The organism is Leifsonia sp. 10L418, from assembly GCF_056395445.1.
The window spans coordinates 46,540-60,777 of sequence record NZ_JBFTJN010000003.1 but is presented as its reverse complement, the minus strand read 5'-3'; the positions used below and the strand labels follow the sequence as shown (position 1 = coordinate 60,777).

General features: G+C 64.6%; 12 protein-coding genes. 5 read left to right on the top strand and 7 right to left on the bottom strand.

Annotated elements, in window-relative coordinates; translation table 11 throughout:
• The first annotated feature begins 39 nt into the window (after nt 1–39).
• Nucleotides 40–1,995 carry a 1-deoxy-D-xylulose-5-phosphate synthase gene (dxs, locus tag AC1DCF_RS08205; RefSeq protein WP_441792322.1) on the top strand — a complete coding sequence of 652 codons (1,956 nt, stop codon included), beginning with the start codon at nt 40–42 and terminating at the stop codon, nt 1,993–1,995.
• A gap of 114 nt (nt 1,996–2,109) precedes the next feature.
• Here dxs and AC1DCF_RS08200 read toward each other — a convergent pair whose 3' ends face one another.
• Both AC1DCF_RS08200 and AC1DCF_RS08195 read right to left on the bottom strand, forming a co-directional pair.
• Complete coding sequence (locus AC1DCF_RS08200) at nt 2,110–3,510, bottom strand: purine-cytosine permease family protein (protein WP_477210587.1); 1,401 nt, start codon at nt 3,508–3,510, stop codon at nt 2,110–2,112.
• Nucleotides 3,507–4,520, bottom strand: a complete 1,014-nt coding sequence (locus tag AC1DCF_RS08195) for a serine hydrolase domain-containing protein (RefSeq protein ID WP_477210586.1) — start codon at nt 4,518–4,520, stop codon at nt 3,507–3,509. The genes AC1DCF_RS08200 and AC1DCF_RS08195 overlap by 4 nt, the downstream gene beginning before the upstream one ends.
• Nucleotides 4,521–4,819: 299 nt before the next feature.
• On the opposite strand from AC1DCF_RS08195, the gene AC1DCF_RS08190 reads away from it, so the two are divergent.
• The 3 genes from AC1DCF_RS08190 to AC1DCF_RS08180 all read left to right on the top strand — a co-directional run bounded on the left by AC1DCF_RS08190 (nt 4,820) and on the right by AC1DCF_RS08180 (nt 7,203).
• The gene (locus tag AC1DCF_RS08190; RefSeq protein WP_477210585.1) at nt 4,820–5,722 is read left to right on the top strand and encodes a LysR family transcriptional regulator; all 903 of its coding nucleotides are present in this window, start codon (nt 4,820–4,822) and stop codon (nt 5,720–5,722) included.
• 126 nt (nt 5,723–5,848) lie between these two features.
• Nucleotides 5,849–6,232, top strand: coding sequence for a MerR family transcriptional regulator (locus AC1DCF_RS08185; RefSeq protein WP_477210584.1), 384 nt, complete (start codon nt 5,849–5,851; stop codon nt 6,230–6,232).
• On the top strand, nt 6,229–7,203 hold the full coding sequence (locus tag AC1DCF_RS08180) for an aldo/keto reductase (protein WP_477210583.1): 975 nt from the start codon (nt 6,229–6,231) through the stop codon (nt 7,201–7,203). The genes AC1DCF_RS08185 and AC1DCF_RS08180 overlap by 4 nt, the downstream gene beginning before the upstream one ends.
• A 59-nt stretch (nt 7,204–7,262) precedes the next feature.
• On the opposite strand, the gene AC1DCF_RS08175 is transcribed toward AC1DCF_RS08180, so the two are convergent.
• From AC1DCF_RS08175 to AC1DCF_RS08160, 4 genes are all read right to left on the bottom strand, one after another.
• A complete protein-coding gene (locus AC1DCF_RS08175) occupies nt 7,263–9,401 on the bottom strand; it encodes a 3-hydroxyacyl-CoA dehydrogenase NAD-binding domain-containing protein (protein WP_477210582.1) in 2,139 nt (712 codons plus the stop codon).
• Nucleotides 9,402–9,403: 2 nt separating this feature from the next.
• Complete coding sequence (locus AC1DCF_RS08170; RefSeq protein WP_477210581.1) at nt 9,404–10,603, bottom strand: thiolase family protein; 1,200 nt, start codon at nt 10,601–10,603, stop codon at nt 9,404–9,406.
• Nucleotides 10,604–10,679: 76 nt separating this feature from the next.
• On the bottom strand, nt 10,680–11,888 hold the full coding sequence (locus AC1DCF_RS08165; RefSeq protein ID WP_477210580.1) for an HRDC domain-containing protein: 1,209 nt from the start codon (nt 11,886–11,888) through the stop codon (nt 10,680–10,682).
• A 4-nt stretch (nt 11,889–11,892) separates the two neighbouring features.
• The gene (locus tag AC1DCF_RS08160; RefSeq protein WP_441792330.1) at nt 11,893–12,489 is read right to left on the bottom strand and encodes a DUF3000 domain-containing protein; all 597 of its coding nucleotides are present in this window, start codon (nt 12,487–12,489) and stop codon (nt 11,893–11,895) included.
• Between the two features lie 64 nt (nt 12,490–12,553).
• Between AC1DCF_RS08160 and AC1DCF_RS08155 the strand changes: the two genes are divergently transcribed.
• On the top strand, nt 12,554–13,750 hold the full coding sequence (locus tag AC1DCF_RS08155) for an alpha/beta hydrolase family protein (protein WP_477210579.1): 1,197 nt from the start codon (nt 12,554–12,556) through the stop codon (nt 13,748–13,750).
• 7 nt (nt 13,751–13,757) lie between these two features.
• Here the strand turns inward: AC1DCF_RS08155 and AC1DCF_RS08150 are convergent, their stop codons facing one another.
• The gene (locus AC1DCF_RS08150) at nt 13,758–14,201 is read right to left on the bottom strand and encodes a SufE family protein (protein ID WP_441792332.1); all 444 of its coding nucleotides are present in this window, start codon (nt 14,199–14,201) and stop codon (nt 13,758–13,760) included.
• Between the last annotated feature and the right edge of the window lie 37 nt (nt 14,202–14,238).

The window sequence follows — 14,238 nt, the reverse complement described above, 5'->3', positions numbered from 1 at the left end:
TTCAGTTCGACCGGCGTGCCGGTACACGAAAGGCAGTGCATGACCCTTCTTGAGTCGATCACTGGTCCCCGCGATCTCGACGCCCTCTCGAAGGAACAGCTGCTTCAGCTTTCCGCTGAGATCCGCGAATTTCTGGTGCAGGAGATTGCCAAGACCGGTGGTCACCTGGGCCCGAACCTGGGCGTCGTCGAGACGACCATCGCCATCCACCGTGTGTTCGATTCGCCCAAGGATGCGATCATCTTCGACACCGGGCACCAGTCGTATGTGCACAAACTGCTGACCGGACGGCAAGATTTCGCCCGCCTGCGCCAGACCGGCGGCTTGGCCGGCTACCCGCAGCGCTCGGAATCGGTGCATGACATCGTCGAGAGCTCGCACGCGTCGAGCTCGCTCTCGTGGGCTGACGGGATCTCCCGGGCCTTCGCCATGACCGGACAGAACGACCGCCACGTGATCGCTGTCGTCGGCGACGGCGCGCTGACCGGCGGGATGACCTGGGAAGCGCTGAATAACATCAGCGACGACAACACCCGGCGCCTCATCATCGTGGTCAACGACAACGGCCGCTCGTACGCACCGACCATCGGCGGCATGGCCCGCTTCTTGAACACGGTGCGCACCCGCCGCAGCTACCGCAATCTGTACATTTCGAGTCGTGACGCCTTCGACAAGCTCGGCTCGCCCGGGCGGGCGTTCTACCGCGGGGTGCGCGGCGGTCTTCACGGCTTCCTCTCCCGCTTCTCGAACAACGAGGCGCTCTACTCGAACCTCGACATCAAGTACATTGGCCCGGTCGACGGTCACGATCTCGACGCGATGCAAGAAGCCCTCAACCAGGCCAAGGGCTACGGCGCCCCGGTGATCGTTCATACGATCACCCAGAAGGGAAAAGGCTACGAGCCGGCGATCCAGGACACGGCAGACCAGTTCCACGCCGTCGGGCAGATCGACCCGGAGACCGGCGAATCGGTCGAGCTGGCCGGTGCCCCGAGCTGGACCTCGGTGTTCGCCGATGAGTTGCTGCGGCTCGCCACCGAAAACGAACGCCTCGTCGGAATCACCGCCGCGATGCTCCGCCCGACCGGACTGCACCGCATGGCCGAGCGTTTTCCCAACCGGGTGCACGATGTCGGCATCGCCGAACAGCACGCCGTGACCAGTGCAGCCGGGCTGGCCTTCGGCGGCCTGCACCCGGTTGTCGCCCTCTACGCGACATTCATGAACCGGGCGTTCGACCAGGTATTGATGGATGTCGCGCTGCACAAAGCCGGGGTGACCTTCGTTCTCGACCGGGCCGGTGTCACCGGTCCCGACGGTCCGAGTCATCACGGCATGTGGGACCTCGCAATTCTTCAGGTCGTGCCGGGGATCCGTCTGGCGGCCCCGCGCGACGAACCGCGTCTGCGCGAAGAGCTCGTCGAGGCCGTCGCGGTGGAAGACGCCCCGACGGTACTGCGGTTCCCGAAGGGCAGCACCGGCACCGACTACCCGGCGGTGCGTCGACTGGACGACGGGGCCGATATCCTTCGCGAGTCGGCACAGAAAGATGTGCTAATCGTCACGGTCGGGCCGATGGCCGGGATGGGACTCGAGATCGCCGAGAATCTGGCCGCCGCCGGCATCGGGGCGACGGTCGTCGACCCGCGCTGGGTGGTTCCGGTGCCGAAGAGCATCGTGACCCTCTCGGCCGAGTACCGCCTCGTCGTGAGTATCGAAGACGGCATCCGGGTCGGTGGCGTGGGAACTCGCATCCGTCAGGACCTGCGCGAAGCCGGCGTCGACACGGCCGTGACCGAGTTGGGTCTGCCCGACGAGTTCCTCGACCACGGTACGCGGGCTGAGATTCTCGAGCGGGTCGGTCTGACCGCTGAAAAGATCTCGCACGATGTCATCGGGATGGTGCAGGGCAGCAAGCTTCCCCGGGCACGGGCGTTGGCCGCGGATGGCACGAACACCGGCGCAATTCCGGTGATCTTTCACCCGCAGGCGTAGTCCACACCGCCGCCCGCCGCGCCGGCGGGGCCACCTGGCGCGTGAAGACCGAAAGCGGTCGGGACCAGACCTGGTCCCGACCGCTTCTCACATTCACGAGTGCGGCGCCTTCTGTCAGCCGACGATATCGGCGGCCAGGTCGGAGTGGGGTGACTTCACTTTCTGCGTCTGTGCATATCCGAGGTAGAGCACGGTGGGCAGCACGAGACCAACGATCCAGGCGAGGTCTGCGCCGCCGAGGAGCGGGACGAATGGACCGACGAACAGGGTGCTGTTGATGAACGGGATCTCGGCGGCGATCGCGACCAGGTAGATGATGACAGCCGGCCAGTTGACGAGTTTGTACACCCCGCGCGGTTTGAAGAGCTCAGCGACCTCGTAATTGCCCTTACGCACGAAGTAGTAGTCCGTCAGGTTGATCGCCGTCCACGGCACCAGCAGGTACAGCAAGAACAGGGTGATCTGTTGGACGGTTCCCAGGATGTCTCCGTTGGCCGCGATGGTGATCGTGGAGACGATGACGGAGAAGACGATGACGAAGATGGTTCGGACCCTCGGCGTTGCCCGACCGTTTCCTTGGGCAGAGACGGCGCTGATGAAGCTGAGATATGCGCCGTATGCGCCGTTGGCGCCGGCGGGAATGACGCTGATCAGGAGCGCGAACAGGATGACCCCGCTCAGGCCGGGCACCAGGCCGCTCAGAAAGCCGATGGCGTCCTCACCCATGTTCTCTGCGCTGATCGAAGCGGCGAGGGCGCCCAGGATCATCACCCAGGATCCGCCGAGCGTGGAGCCGACGTAGGTCCAGGCGAACGTCGTGCTCGCCGGGGTGTTGGCAGGAAGGTACCTCGAGTAGTCGGAGACATACGGCGCCCAGGTGATCTGCCACGAGATGAAGATCGAGAGCGCGAGCAGCACCGTGCCGAACGCGGGCGGTGGGCCAACCGGAAGCTCACTCGGCAGCTGGGAGAGCAGGGCGATAGTCAGCACGGCGAACAGAATCGTCGAGATAACGGTGACGACTCGGCTGGTGATGTGGATGAGGCGGTAGCCGACGATTGCGATGACGGCGCCGATCGAGGTCTGGATGATCACGGAGCTGGCGAAGGGGATGTGCGCCCAGGTGGCCAACGCTTGTCCGGTGACGACCCCGCCTTCGATGGCGAATCCGGCGTACATGCAGAGAACGATTGCGACCGGGAGGAGCGCACCGAGAAATCCGAACTGCGCACGACTCTGAATCATCTGGGGAACGCCCATCCGCGGGCCCTGTACGGAGTGGTACGCCATGAAGACCCCGCCGATGAGATTGCCGACGACGATCGTGATGATCGACCAGACAAGATCGAGGCCGACGATGACGGCCAGTGCGCCGGTGACGAGACCGGTGATTTGCAGGTTGCTGGAGAACCAGACGGTGAACAGATGCCACGGCTTTCCGTGACGCTCGTTGAGTGGAATGTAGTCGATGGAGCGTTGCTCGAGCGCGCCGGTGCGCGGCTGGTCGGTGCTCATTTGCTCGTCCTTTCGGGGCGATTGTCGGCAGGGCGCGAACCGGTTGCGCGGGAGGCAATGGATCGCAGTGCGTTGATGTGCTGGCTGCTGTGTCCGAGTGGGTCGACTTCGCTGGAGAATTTCGCGATGGTGACTCCGGTGGTCGGGTCGAGCCAGAGGTACTGGCCGAAGATTCCGACGGCATAGAACGAGCCGTGGCCGTCTCCGGGAACCCACCACTGGTTTCGGTAGGTGCCCGGGCGGGGCTCCTCGTCGCTGAACGTGTCGAAGCCGCCGCCGCGGGAGGTCGTGCGGATCCACTCCTCGGGGATGATCTGACGCCCGTCGATCCGGCCGCCATCGAGGATGAGGCGGCCGAATCGGGCGAGGTCACGCAATCGCATGTTGATGCCCGCACAGGCATAGGGCGTGCCGTGGTTGTCGACGGTGATGAGCGCATCAGCTTCGGCGCCGAGGTGCTGCCAGAGTTTCGTCTCCAGAAGCCGCGCATAGGGGATGCCCGACGCCCGTTCGAGCACCCAGGCCAGCACATCCGTGGTCGCGGAGCAGTACTGGAATGCCGCTCCGTGCTCGCCGGAACCCCGTAGGCCTTCGAGAAACGCCCGCGTTCCGTCGGCGTCATCAGCGCGCCGCGGTCGCCAGCCGGCCGAGCGGTCGCCGGCCTGCACTTCGGTCGAGGGATCGGTGTAACTCATGTCGAAGTCAGGGGCGGCGGTCATGTCCAGAAGCTGGCGCACGGTGGCTCCACCGTAGGAGCCGCCGGCGAGCTCGGGGATGTATCTGATGGTCGGAGCGTCGACGTCGAGAAGGCCCTCGCCAACGAGGATTCCCGCGACCATGGCGCACACCGATTTTGAGATCGACATGACGATGTGGCGCGACTCCGGCGTGTTGTCGTCGAAGTATTTCTCGTAGAGAATCTCGTCGTCGTGGAGAACGATGATGGCATCGGTGTTGGTCAGCGCCAGAAACTCGTGCAGCGGTGCCTCGCGCTCGGTTGAGAGAGTCACGGTGCACGCCTCGGGGTTCTGCGGTGAATCCGAGGCGTGCAGGGGGCGGGGCGCGCGATCGCCTCTGGAGATCACATCCGTGGCTACGAGTTTGTCGACCTGGTGCAGTGAAAGACGATTATGTGGCGGCGTGAGCCACGTGTCGAGTGAGAGTAGGGACACAACGACTCCTTTGTCTGAGTAATGGGCTGTCTGAGTTATGGGCGCTTGAGCGTTTGGTCAATCGTTTCGGAGCGGCATTATTCTGTCCAATACCTATTGCTGGGCAATAGCTATGCCTCCATGGCATAATCCAGCTCATGGAGATCAGGCACCTGCGCTACTTCTTGTCCGTCGTCGAGCACGGCACGGTGACCTCGGCGGCCGAACACCTCCGCGTGGCGCAACCGGCGATTTCGAGGCAGCTCCAAGCCCTCGAGAAGGAGCTGGGCGTTGACCTGTTTGTTCGCACAGGCCCGCGGCTCTCGCTGACGCCGGCAGGGAGAGAGATGACGCACGTCGCATCTGACCTCGTGACGCGTGCAGACCGCGTCGAGATGCTCGCCAGGCAGATGGCTAAGGGAACGCTGTCCCGAATCTCTATTGCGGCCGCCGACACGACAATCACCGAGATCGTGGCGCCATTCGTCGCCTCCCTCGACGCCGGCGACGCATTCGTGACGGTGAGGCCCGTCGACCCCGACCGGGTTCACGACGCGGTCCGTGACACTTGCGATATTGGAATCTCGGCCTCACACCCGCCGAGCAGGGGCCTGGACTCGCTCGCGTTGACACGTGTTCCCTTGCGCGCCTACACGTCCCTGGCGCATCCCTGGGCGACACAGCGGGTCACCACGATCAGCGTGGCAGAGCTGTTGGAGGAAGACCTGGTGCTGCCGGCCCAGAATCATCCAACGCGCACCGTGCTTGACGACGCGGTCAACGCTGAAGGCCTGCGGTATGGCTCGTTTGAGCAGGTGCCGTCACCCCGCCTGGTGCAGGCACTTGCTGCCTCTGGTCGCGGCGTCGGTGTGGCAACCGACTTGCCGCGATTCGGCGCTTACCCGGTCTTCATCGCCAGTTCAGCCGGAGAACCGGTGTGTCTGCCGATCCACGCCTGTTGGGACCCTGAGCACTATGCGGTCGCCTCGATCATTGAGTTCGTTTCGCGACTGGCTGTGTTCGCCGACACGTATGTCAAAGACGCAGCCTGGCGCGCCTGAGTATCGCGCGAGCGGTTTGCCGCAGATGACAGGAAACGTCGGTGCGATTCCCGCGAACTCCGACACGACGCATCCAATCACCGCCGAGCTTGACTTGAAGTGCGCTCGAAGTTTTAGGGTTGCCCTATGCCCACTATTTCGAAGCAATTCTCCATTGCCGAAGTTGCTGAACGCACCGGATTGACCACGCACACCCTGCGCTGCTACGAGAGTGCGGGGCTCATGTTGAACGAGATCGAACGGGCGTCGTCGACGCATCGCCGCTACACCGAGCGCGACGTGGCCTGGGTCGTCTTTCTGACGCGCCTCCGATCGACTTCGATGCCGATCGCACAGATCAAGGAGTACGTCGAGCTTGCTCGCGCGGGCGACGGCACCAGCGCCGATCGGCTCGAACTCCTCTTGCGCCACCGCATCAGTGTCGTCGCGCAACTCGACGAGCTGCAACGCAGTCTCGCCGCGATCGACCACAAGATCTCCCTCTACTCAGAAAAGGTTGCACCCTCATGAAAATTATCGATCTCGGTACCACCGGCCTGCAGGTCTCCCGCCTCGGCCTCGGCTGCATGGGCATGTCGGCGTTCTACTCGGGAGCCGGAGCGGATGACGCAGAATCGGTGCGCACGATCCATCGTGCGATCGATCTCGGGGTCACCCTGTTCGACACCGCAGAGATGTACGGTCCGTACCTCAACGAAGAGCTTCTGGGCCGTGCCCTCGCCGGTCGTCGCCACGCTGCCGTGATTGCCACCAAGTTCGGCATCGTGCGAAAGCCGGATGGAAGCCGCGGCTACGACGGCACGCCGGCGAACGTGCGTTCCTCGGTCGAGGGCTCGCTCCGTCGGCTCGGCACCGATCACATCGATCTCTACTACCAACACCGGATGGATCCGGACGTGCCGATCGAAGAGACGGTCGGCGCGCTCAGTGAGCTCATCGCCGACGGCAAGATCAGCCACTACGGCCTCTCCGAAGCGGCGCCGGCGACGATCAGACGAGCACACGCCGTGCATCCGGTCACCGCGGTGCAGATGGAGTATTCCCTCTGGACACGCGACCCCGAAGCGGCGGTGCTTCCGGTGCTGCGCGAGCTCGGCATCGGCCTGGTGCCCTATTCGCCGTTGGGTCGCGGATTCTTGACCGGCACCATCCGTTCGCTCGACCAGCTCGATGAGAGTGACTTTCGTCGGTCGAATCCACGGTTCGAGGGCGAGAACTTGGCCGCGAACATTCGCATCGTCGAGCAGGTCGATGCGGTGGCGCATGAACTTGACGCGACGTCGGCCCAGGTGGCGCTGGCCTGGCTTCTCGCGCAAGGCGACGACATCGCGCCGATCCCCGGCACGAAACGGGTGTCCAGATTGGAGGAGAACGTGGGGGCGGATGCGCTCAAGTTGAGCGCAGACCAGCTTGCGCGGCTCTCGGCGATCGAGGCACCCGCCGGTGACCGCTATGCCGACATGACTCCGTTGAACCGCTAGTCCGTTGGTCGAGCTTGTCGAGACCCGACAGGGGGCTCGACAAGCTCGACCACCGATAACTAATTGCCGATGCCTCGCACCGGCGGGTTGTGGAACGTGGCACCGAACACGCGTTCGCTCGCGCCGACCCGGTCGAGGTACGGCGTCGCGCCGCCCATCTGGAACGGCCAGCCGGCACCGAGGATCATGCAGAGGTCGATGTCTTCCGCCGCGTGGACCACGTCGTCGTCGAGCATCCGCTTGATCTCGTCGGCGAGGCCGTCTTCGACGCGACGCAGAATCTCGTCGGCGGTCATCGGTGTCGTTCCACCGGCGACGATCTTGATCGCGCCCTTGTCGAAGCCCTTGATCTTGCCCTTCGCGTCGCGGTCCAGGATCTTGCCGTACTCGGCGAGCTTGTGCAGGTTCTCGCTCTCGAAGAACCGGTCGGGGAACGCGGCGTGGTGGGTGTCGAGCACATGAGCGCCGACCTTCAGCCCGACCAGTTCGAGCAGCTCGAACGGAGTCATCGGCAGGCCGAACGAGTCGAGTGCGTGATCGACAACCTCAAACGGTGTTCCCGTGTCGACAGCGTGCATCGCCTCGCCGAGCAGCTTGGCGAGCACGCGGTTGACGACGAAGCCGGGGGAGTCGCTGGTGATGACCGCGTTCTTGCGCAGTTTCGCCGCGATGACCATGGCCGTTGCCAACGTCACCTCGTTGGTCTGCGGGGCGTTCACGACCTCGATCAGCGGCATGACGGCCACCGGGTTGAAGAAGTGGAAGCCGACGAGGCGTTCCGGATGCGCAAGCTTCGCACCGATCTTTTCGACCGACAGCGATGAGGTGTTCGTCGCGAGGATGGCGTCGGGCGCGATGTGCTTCTCGATCTCGGCGAAGACATCCTGTTTCACGCCGAGCTCTTCGAAGACGGCCTCGATGACCCAGTCGCAGTTGGCGAAGTCTGACTTGTCGGTGGTGCCGGTCACGAGCGCCTGCAGGCGATTCGCCTCATCCGTCGAGATGCGTCCCTTGCTCTGGAGCGCGGCGATCTCATCGTGAATGTACGCGACGCCCTTGTCGACGCGTGCCTGATCGAGGTCGGTGATGATCACCGGAACCTGCAGGCGGCGCACGAAGAGCAGCGCGAACTGGCTGGCCATGAGTCCGGCGCCGATGACTCCGACCTGGGTGATCTTCTTCGCCAACGCCTTGTCCGGTGCGCCGGCCGGACGCTTGGCCCGCTTCTGCACGAGGTTGAAGGCGTAGATGCTGGCCTGCAACTGGTCGCCGCTGACGAGGGTGGCGAGGGCGTCGTCTTCGCGTTCGAACCCTTCGGCCTTCGTACCGTTCTTGGCAGCCTTCAGCAAATCAAGCGCCAGGTATGGCGACTTTGCGACCGTCCCGATGCGGCTCTCCAGCATTTTGCGGGCAATGCCGATCGCAGCATCCCACTTGACCAGGCGTTCCACCTTGCCGGGGGCGTTCGGGCGGGCCACCTTAGTGGTGCCGGCGATGACGCCGTCGGCCCAGGCAATCGACTTCTCCAAGAAGGTCGCCGACGGGAACATCATGTCGGCGATTCCGAGCGCCAAGGCGTCTTTGCCCTTGAGCGTGCGGTTGTTCTTCAACGGGTTCTCGATGACGACCTTGAGAGCGTTCTCGATGCCGATCAGGTTCGGCAGCAGGTAGGCGCCGCCCCAGCCGGGAATGAGCCCGAGGAAGACTTCGGGCAACGCGATCGCCGCGACGTTCTGGTCAACCGTGCGGTAGTCGGCGTTCAGGCCGATTTCGAGGCCGCCGCCGAGGGCGAGGCCGTTGATGAACACGAATGACGGAACGCCGAGCTCGGACTGCTTGCCCAGCGCGAAGTGGCCGAGCTGAGCCAGCTGCTTCGCGGTGGCGAAGCTGGGAATCTCGCTGACCTTGCTGAGATCGGCGCCGGCGGCCAGGATGAACGGCTTGCCGGTGACGGCGACACCGTGGATCTCGCCGCGGTCGGCGCGAGCCTTCAGCGCCTCCATCGTCGAGGCGAACTCGAGCAAGGTCAGTGGGCCGAGGGTGTTGGGACGGGTGTGGTCGCGCCCATTGTCGAGCGTGACGAGTGCCAACGTTCGTCCGCCGGAGAGCCCGATGTCGCGCACGAGCGAATGAGTGACGACCTCATCGGCCGACAACTCAACCAGGGGGGTGAAGTCGATGGTGGAGTAGTCGGTCATTCTCAGCGTGCCTTCCGGTTGAAGTGCGGGTTTTCCCAAATGACGGTGCCGCCCTGGCCGAGGCCGACGCACATGGCCGTCAGGCCGTAGCGCACCTCGGGGTGCTCGGCGAACTGCGCGGCGAGCTGGTTCATCAGCCGCACGCCCGACGCAGCCAACGGGTGGCCGATCGCGATGGCGCCGCCATATTCGTTGACACGGGAGTCGTCGTCGTCGATGCCGAAGTGGTCGAGGAAGGAGATGACCTGAACGGCGAATGCTTCGTTCAACTCGAAGAGGCCGATGTCAGTGATCGACAAGCCGGCCTTGCGCAACGCCTTTTCGGTCGAGGGAACGGGACCGAGGCCCATCACCTCCGGCTCGACGCCGGCGAAGGCGAAGCTGACCATCTTCATCTTGACGCTGAGGCCGAGCTCTGCGGCCGTGTCGGCGCTGGCGAGCAGGCACGCGGTGGCGCCGTCGTTCAACCCCGAGGCGTTACCGGCCGTGATCCGACCGTGCGGGCGGAACGGTGTCTTCAACGTGGCGAGGCCATCGAGGGTCGTTTCGGGCCGGGGTGCTTCGTCGCGTGTGGCCAAGCCCCAGCCGGTTTCGCTGCGGATGGCGACGGGCACGAGGTCGGGCTGGATCTTGCCCGCAGCGTAGGCGGCGGCGACCTTCTGCTGGCTGCGCAGCGCGAAGCGGTCGGAACGGTCTTTGGTGTACGCCGGGAACCGGTCGTGAATGCGCTCGGCGGTTGCGCCCATCATCAGTGCGTCTTCGCTGACGAGACGCTCAGAAAGAAAACGCGGGTTCGGGTCGACGCCCGATCCCATCGGGTGCCGGCCCATGTGCTCGACACCTCCGGCGATCGCCAGGTCGTAGGCGCCAAAGCCGATGCCGGAGCCCATCGTTGTGACAGCTGTCATCGCGCCGGCACACATCCGGTCGATGGCGAAGCCGGGAACCGACTTCGGCAATCCGGCGAGCAGAGCGGCGGTGCGGCCCAGGGTGAGTCCCTGATCTCCGGTCTGCGTGGTGGCGGCAATGGCGACCTCGTCGATGCGACCACCGGGAACCTGCGGGTTCCGTTCCATCAGGCCAATGATGGCCTTGACCACCAGATCATCGGCACGAGTGCCCCAGTACATGCCCTTTTCACCGGCGCGTCCGAACGGGGTACGAACCCCATCCACAAAGACGACTTCTGCTCTTTCGGCCACAATGCCTCCACTAATCAGTCAAACCAGGATTGATCCTAGGGACGCACCGGAACCGAACAGAATCCTTTGCTTCTTTCTACGAAGCGGGGGAGTCCGTGTCCGGTGTCGTTTGGCGCGCATCCACAAAGGCATCGGCAATCAGCTGTGCAGTTGCGTCAATCTGCCAGGGGCGGGCGCCGAGTTCAGCGAGTGCCGCGGCGATCGATGCGGCGTTCTCACCCGCCGGCGGAGACCAGCAGACGCGGCGCAGAAAATCGGGGGTCAGGATGTTCTCGGTCGGGATCGAGAGCGCCTCGGAGAGTTCGGTGATCGCCGCGCGTGCCGCCTTGTAGCGCAGGTCGGCCTCGGGATTGCGTTCGGCCCAGGCGCGGGGAGGAGGCAATGTGTCGCCGTTCACCCGTGTGTCGGGCAGGTCTGTGGTGGTCAGCCCGGTCGAAATTGCGGTCCACCAGCGGTCGATTTCGGTGCGGGTCGCGCGCCCGCTGAACTCGCGCAGGTTGGCCAACGCCTGCTTGTTTGAGGGAGCGACTCGCGCCGCGGCGACCAACGATGCGTCGGGAACGAGGCGTCCGGGGGCGACATCGAGGTGCTGTGCCAATGCGTCCCGTGACAGCCAGAGTTCGCGGGCGATGGCCAGATTGCGCTGGCCCCGCAGGGAATGAACCCCGGAAAGTTTGCGCCAGGGATCCACGCGGGCCGGCTTCGGCTCTTTGGCGAGGACAGCCTGGAACTCCTGCTCGGCAATCTCGGTCTTCTCGGACTCCGCGAGCAGCGGGACCATCTTGTCGCGGAGGTCAGGCAGCAGTTCGACATCGAGCGCGGCATAGACGAGCCACGCATCGGGCAACGGACGGGTCGACCAGTTCGCCGCGGAATGCTCCTTGGCCAGGTGGATGCCGAGCAGTTCCTCGACAACGGTGCCGAGGCCGACCCGGGGCAACCCGAGGAGGCGGGCAGCGAGTTCGGTGTCGAAAATCCGGGCCGGGTCGAGCCCGACTTCGCGCAGGCAGGCGAGGTCCTGGCTCGCCGCGTGAAGAATCCACACCGCGTCAGCCAAAGCGTCATTCAGTTCACGGAAATCACCGATTGCCGGCGGGTCGAAAAGAAACGTTCCGGCACCTCTCCGAAACACCTGGATCAGGTAGGCGCGCTGCGAATAGGTGAACCCCGATGCTCGTTCGGCGTCGATGCCGATCGGACCGGTGCCGCGTTCAAGCAGCGCGACCGCGTCGAGATACTCATCGCGGGTGCTGATCACATGGTGTTCTGAGGAGGATTCGGTCATGGTTTTAGCCTCGGGGAGCTCGTCGTACAGAGTGGATGCTGATGGCGTCGCCGGTGGGCGGAAGGCCCGCGAGCATGCAGAGCAGGTCGCCCCAGCCGGCGACATGGGCCGCGAGGTCCGAACTCAGCGGACTCCACGATGCGCGCAGTTCGATCTGGGCGCCGTCGCTCTGCTCGGCAAGTTCGCCGAAACCGGACGAGATGATTTTGGTGGCTGTGCCCGAGGCCGCGGTGTATGTGGCGCCGCGAGTTTCGAGAGCATCGACGAGCCAGGCCCAGGCGACACCCGCGAGAAAGGGGTCGAGTCCGATGTCGGTCTCGAGTGGAGCTTGAGCGAAGCAGACGACGCGGAATGCACCACCCCACTCCTCTGGCTCCTCAGGGTCGTACAGCAGAATGAAGCGACCGGTGCCGAGATCCGAATCGCTGCCGTGGCGTGACGGAGCGACGTCAGCGGCCAGTGCGATCGCGTAGGGAGCGAGATTGCCGGGCGCTGATATTTCGGTCATGACAAGCTCAGGCCGGCTCTGCGCACGGTGAATTGCATCTACCGCTCTGGCGAACTCTGGCGGAAGTGTCGACTTGTCCTCTGTTTGGGGCACGAGTGCAGACTAGAGTTTTTTCCGTGCGCTGTCTCAGAGGCACGCCGACCAGCTGGAGGTGCGTATGGCAGCAAAGCGGAATGGCCCGGGCCCGTTGCGGATTCTGGGTCTGGCCGCAGTTGCGGTCTCGGCACTCTCGGCGACCCTTGTGGTGGGCGGCGGGGTGTTGGCCGCGGTCATGGCTCGGGCTGTCGTGACACCCCCCAAGCGTCAGATTGACGACATCCGCGTACTCGCTTACGACCGGGCTGCCGGTACCGTCACGTTGCAGGCGACACCTGACTCCGTGCTGGTGGGCCTGTACGGTTTCTGGTTCTCCGGCGACGCAGGTCATGCTCGGCTCGGAGAGATTCTGTCGCGTGACGGCCAGACGGTGACGCGCGTGGTCGAAGCGGTCGACTTCGGTGATCTGGACCGTGCGACGGCGGGGCGCTGGAGCGGATGGTTCTATCTCGGGCCGTGGGCTCTCGGTGTCGACTATGAGAACGTTCTGATTCCCGCGGCAGTGGGACTCGCCCCGGCCTGGTTGATACCGGCAGAAGCAGATTCGGCTGGAGACAACTGGGTGATTCAAGTGCACGGTCGCGGCGTTCGCCGGCAGGAAACCCTGCGCGCCGTGCCGGCCTTTCGAGAGGCCGGGTACACCTCGCTTCTGGTCTCGTATCGCAACGACGGCGACGCCCCGGCCAGCGCCGACGGCAAGTACGGCTTGGGTGACACCGAGTGGGAAGACGTCGAGGCAGCACTGGAGTTCGCTCGCAATCGGGGTGCCAAGCGTGTGGTGCTGATGGGCTGGTCAATGGGGGGAGCAATTGCTCTGCAGACCCTCGCGCGAGCACGTCACCGGGAACTCATCGCCGGGATCGTGCTCGATTCGCCGGCCATTGACTGGGCAGATGTCGTCGCCTTCCAGGGGCGGCTGCTGAACCTCCCCGCTGTCGTCGCGCAGGGCGCGATGACCGTGATGGGACACCGGTGGGGGCGCGCGGTCACCGGACAAGCAGTACCGATTGCGTTCGCCCGCCTCGATGTCGTTGCACGGGCCGACGATCTCGACGTGCCGATCTTGCTCATGCACAGTGATGACGACGGCTACGTGCCGTCGACGGGGTCACGGGCACTGGCCGCAGCGCGCCCGGACATCGTCACTTTCGTGCCGTTCACCGAGGCGCGCCACACCAAGCTGTGGAACCACGACCCGACGCCGTGGAATGCAGCAATCACGTCGTGGCTCGCGCGCCTCGCACGCCAGAACTCATGAGCGAAGGCTAGAGGGCCGCGACGCGCTCCCGCAGCTGACGCTTGGCGCGAGCGAGAAGAGCGGTCATGCCACGGATGCGCAGCGGCGAGACCGCCTGCGTGAGACCGATCGTCAGTGGGTAGTCATCCGGAACGCTGAGCACCTCGTCGACGCTCAAGCCGTCGAGACCCTGCGCCAGGATCGACGCGAAGCCACGGGTCGTCGGCGATTCACGCGGGGCGGTGGCGTACAGGTGCACGCCGCCCTGCTCGTCGACCTCGACGAAGATGAAGACGGGAGACTGGCATTCGACGACGCGCTCGAAGAGATCGGGATGATCCTCATAGCGTGCAGGCAACGCCGGCAGCTCATTCGAGAACTCAAGCAGCAACAGCAAGCGGTCTTTTTGCTCGAGTTCGAGAAAGTCGTCTCGAATCTCGGCGAGCTGGGTGGGGAGCGCGGTCTCAGTCATCGTGTCAATTCTTTCATGCCCCCGCTACTGACAGGTC

Coding starts and splice junctions, on each gene's coding strand:
- AC1DCF_RS08200 (WP_477210587.1), bottom strand. CDS start 3,510: ATGAGCACCGACCAGCCGCGCACCGGCGCGCTCGAGCAACGCTCCATC.
- AC1DCF_RS08180 (WP_477210583.1), top strand. CDS start 6,229: ATGAAAATTATCGATCTCGGTACCACCGGCCTGCAGGTCTCCCGCCTC.
- AC1DCF_RS08150 (WP_441792332.1), bottom strand. CDS start 14,201: ATGACTGAGACCGCGCTCCCCACCCAGCTCGCCGAGATTCGAGACGAC.
- AC1DCF_RS08175 (WP_477210582.1), bottom strand. CDS start 9,401: ATGACCGACTACTCCACCATCGACTTCACCCCCCTGGTTGAGTTGTCG.
- AC1DCF_RS08155 (WP_477210579.1), top strand. CDS start 12,554: ATGGCAGCAAAGCGGAATGGCCCGGGCCCGTTGCGGATTCTGGGTCTG.
- dxs (WP_441792322.1), top strand. CDS start 40: ATGACCCTTCTTGAGTCGATCACTGGTCCCCGCGATCTCGACGCCCTC.
- AC1DCF_RS08165 (WP_477210580.1), bottom strand. CDS start 11,888: ATGACCGAATCCTCCTCAGAACACCATGTGATCAGCACCCGCGATGAG.
- AC1DCF_RS08190 (WP_477210585.1), top strand. CDS start 4,820: ATGGAGATCAGGCACCTGCGCTACTTCTTGTCCGTCGTCGAGCACGGC.
- AC1DCF_RS08185 (WP_477210584.1), top strand. CDS start 5,849: ATGCCCACTATTTCGAAGCAATTCTCCATTGCCGAAGTTGCTGAACGC.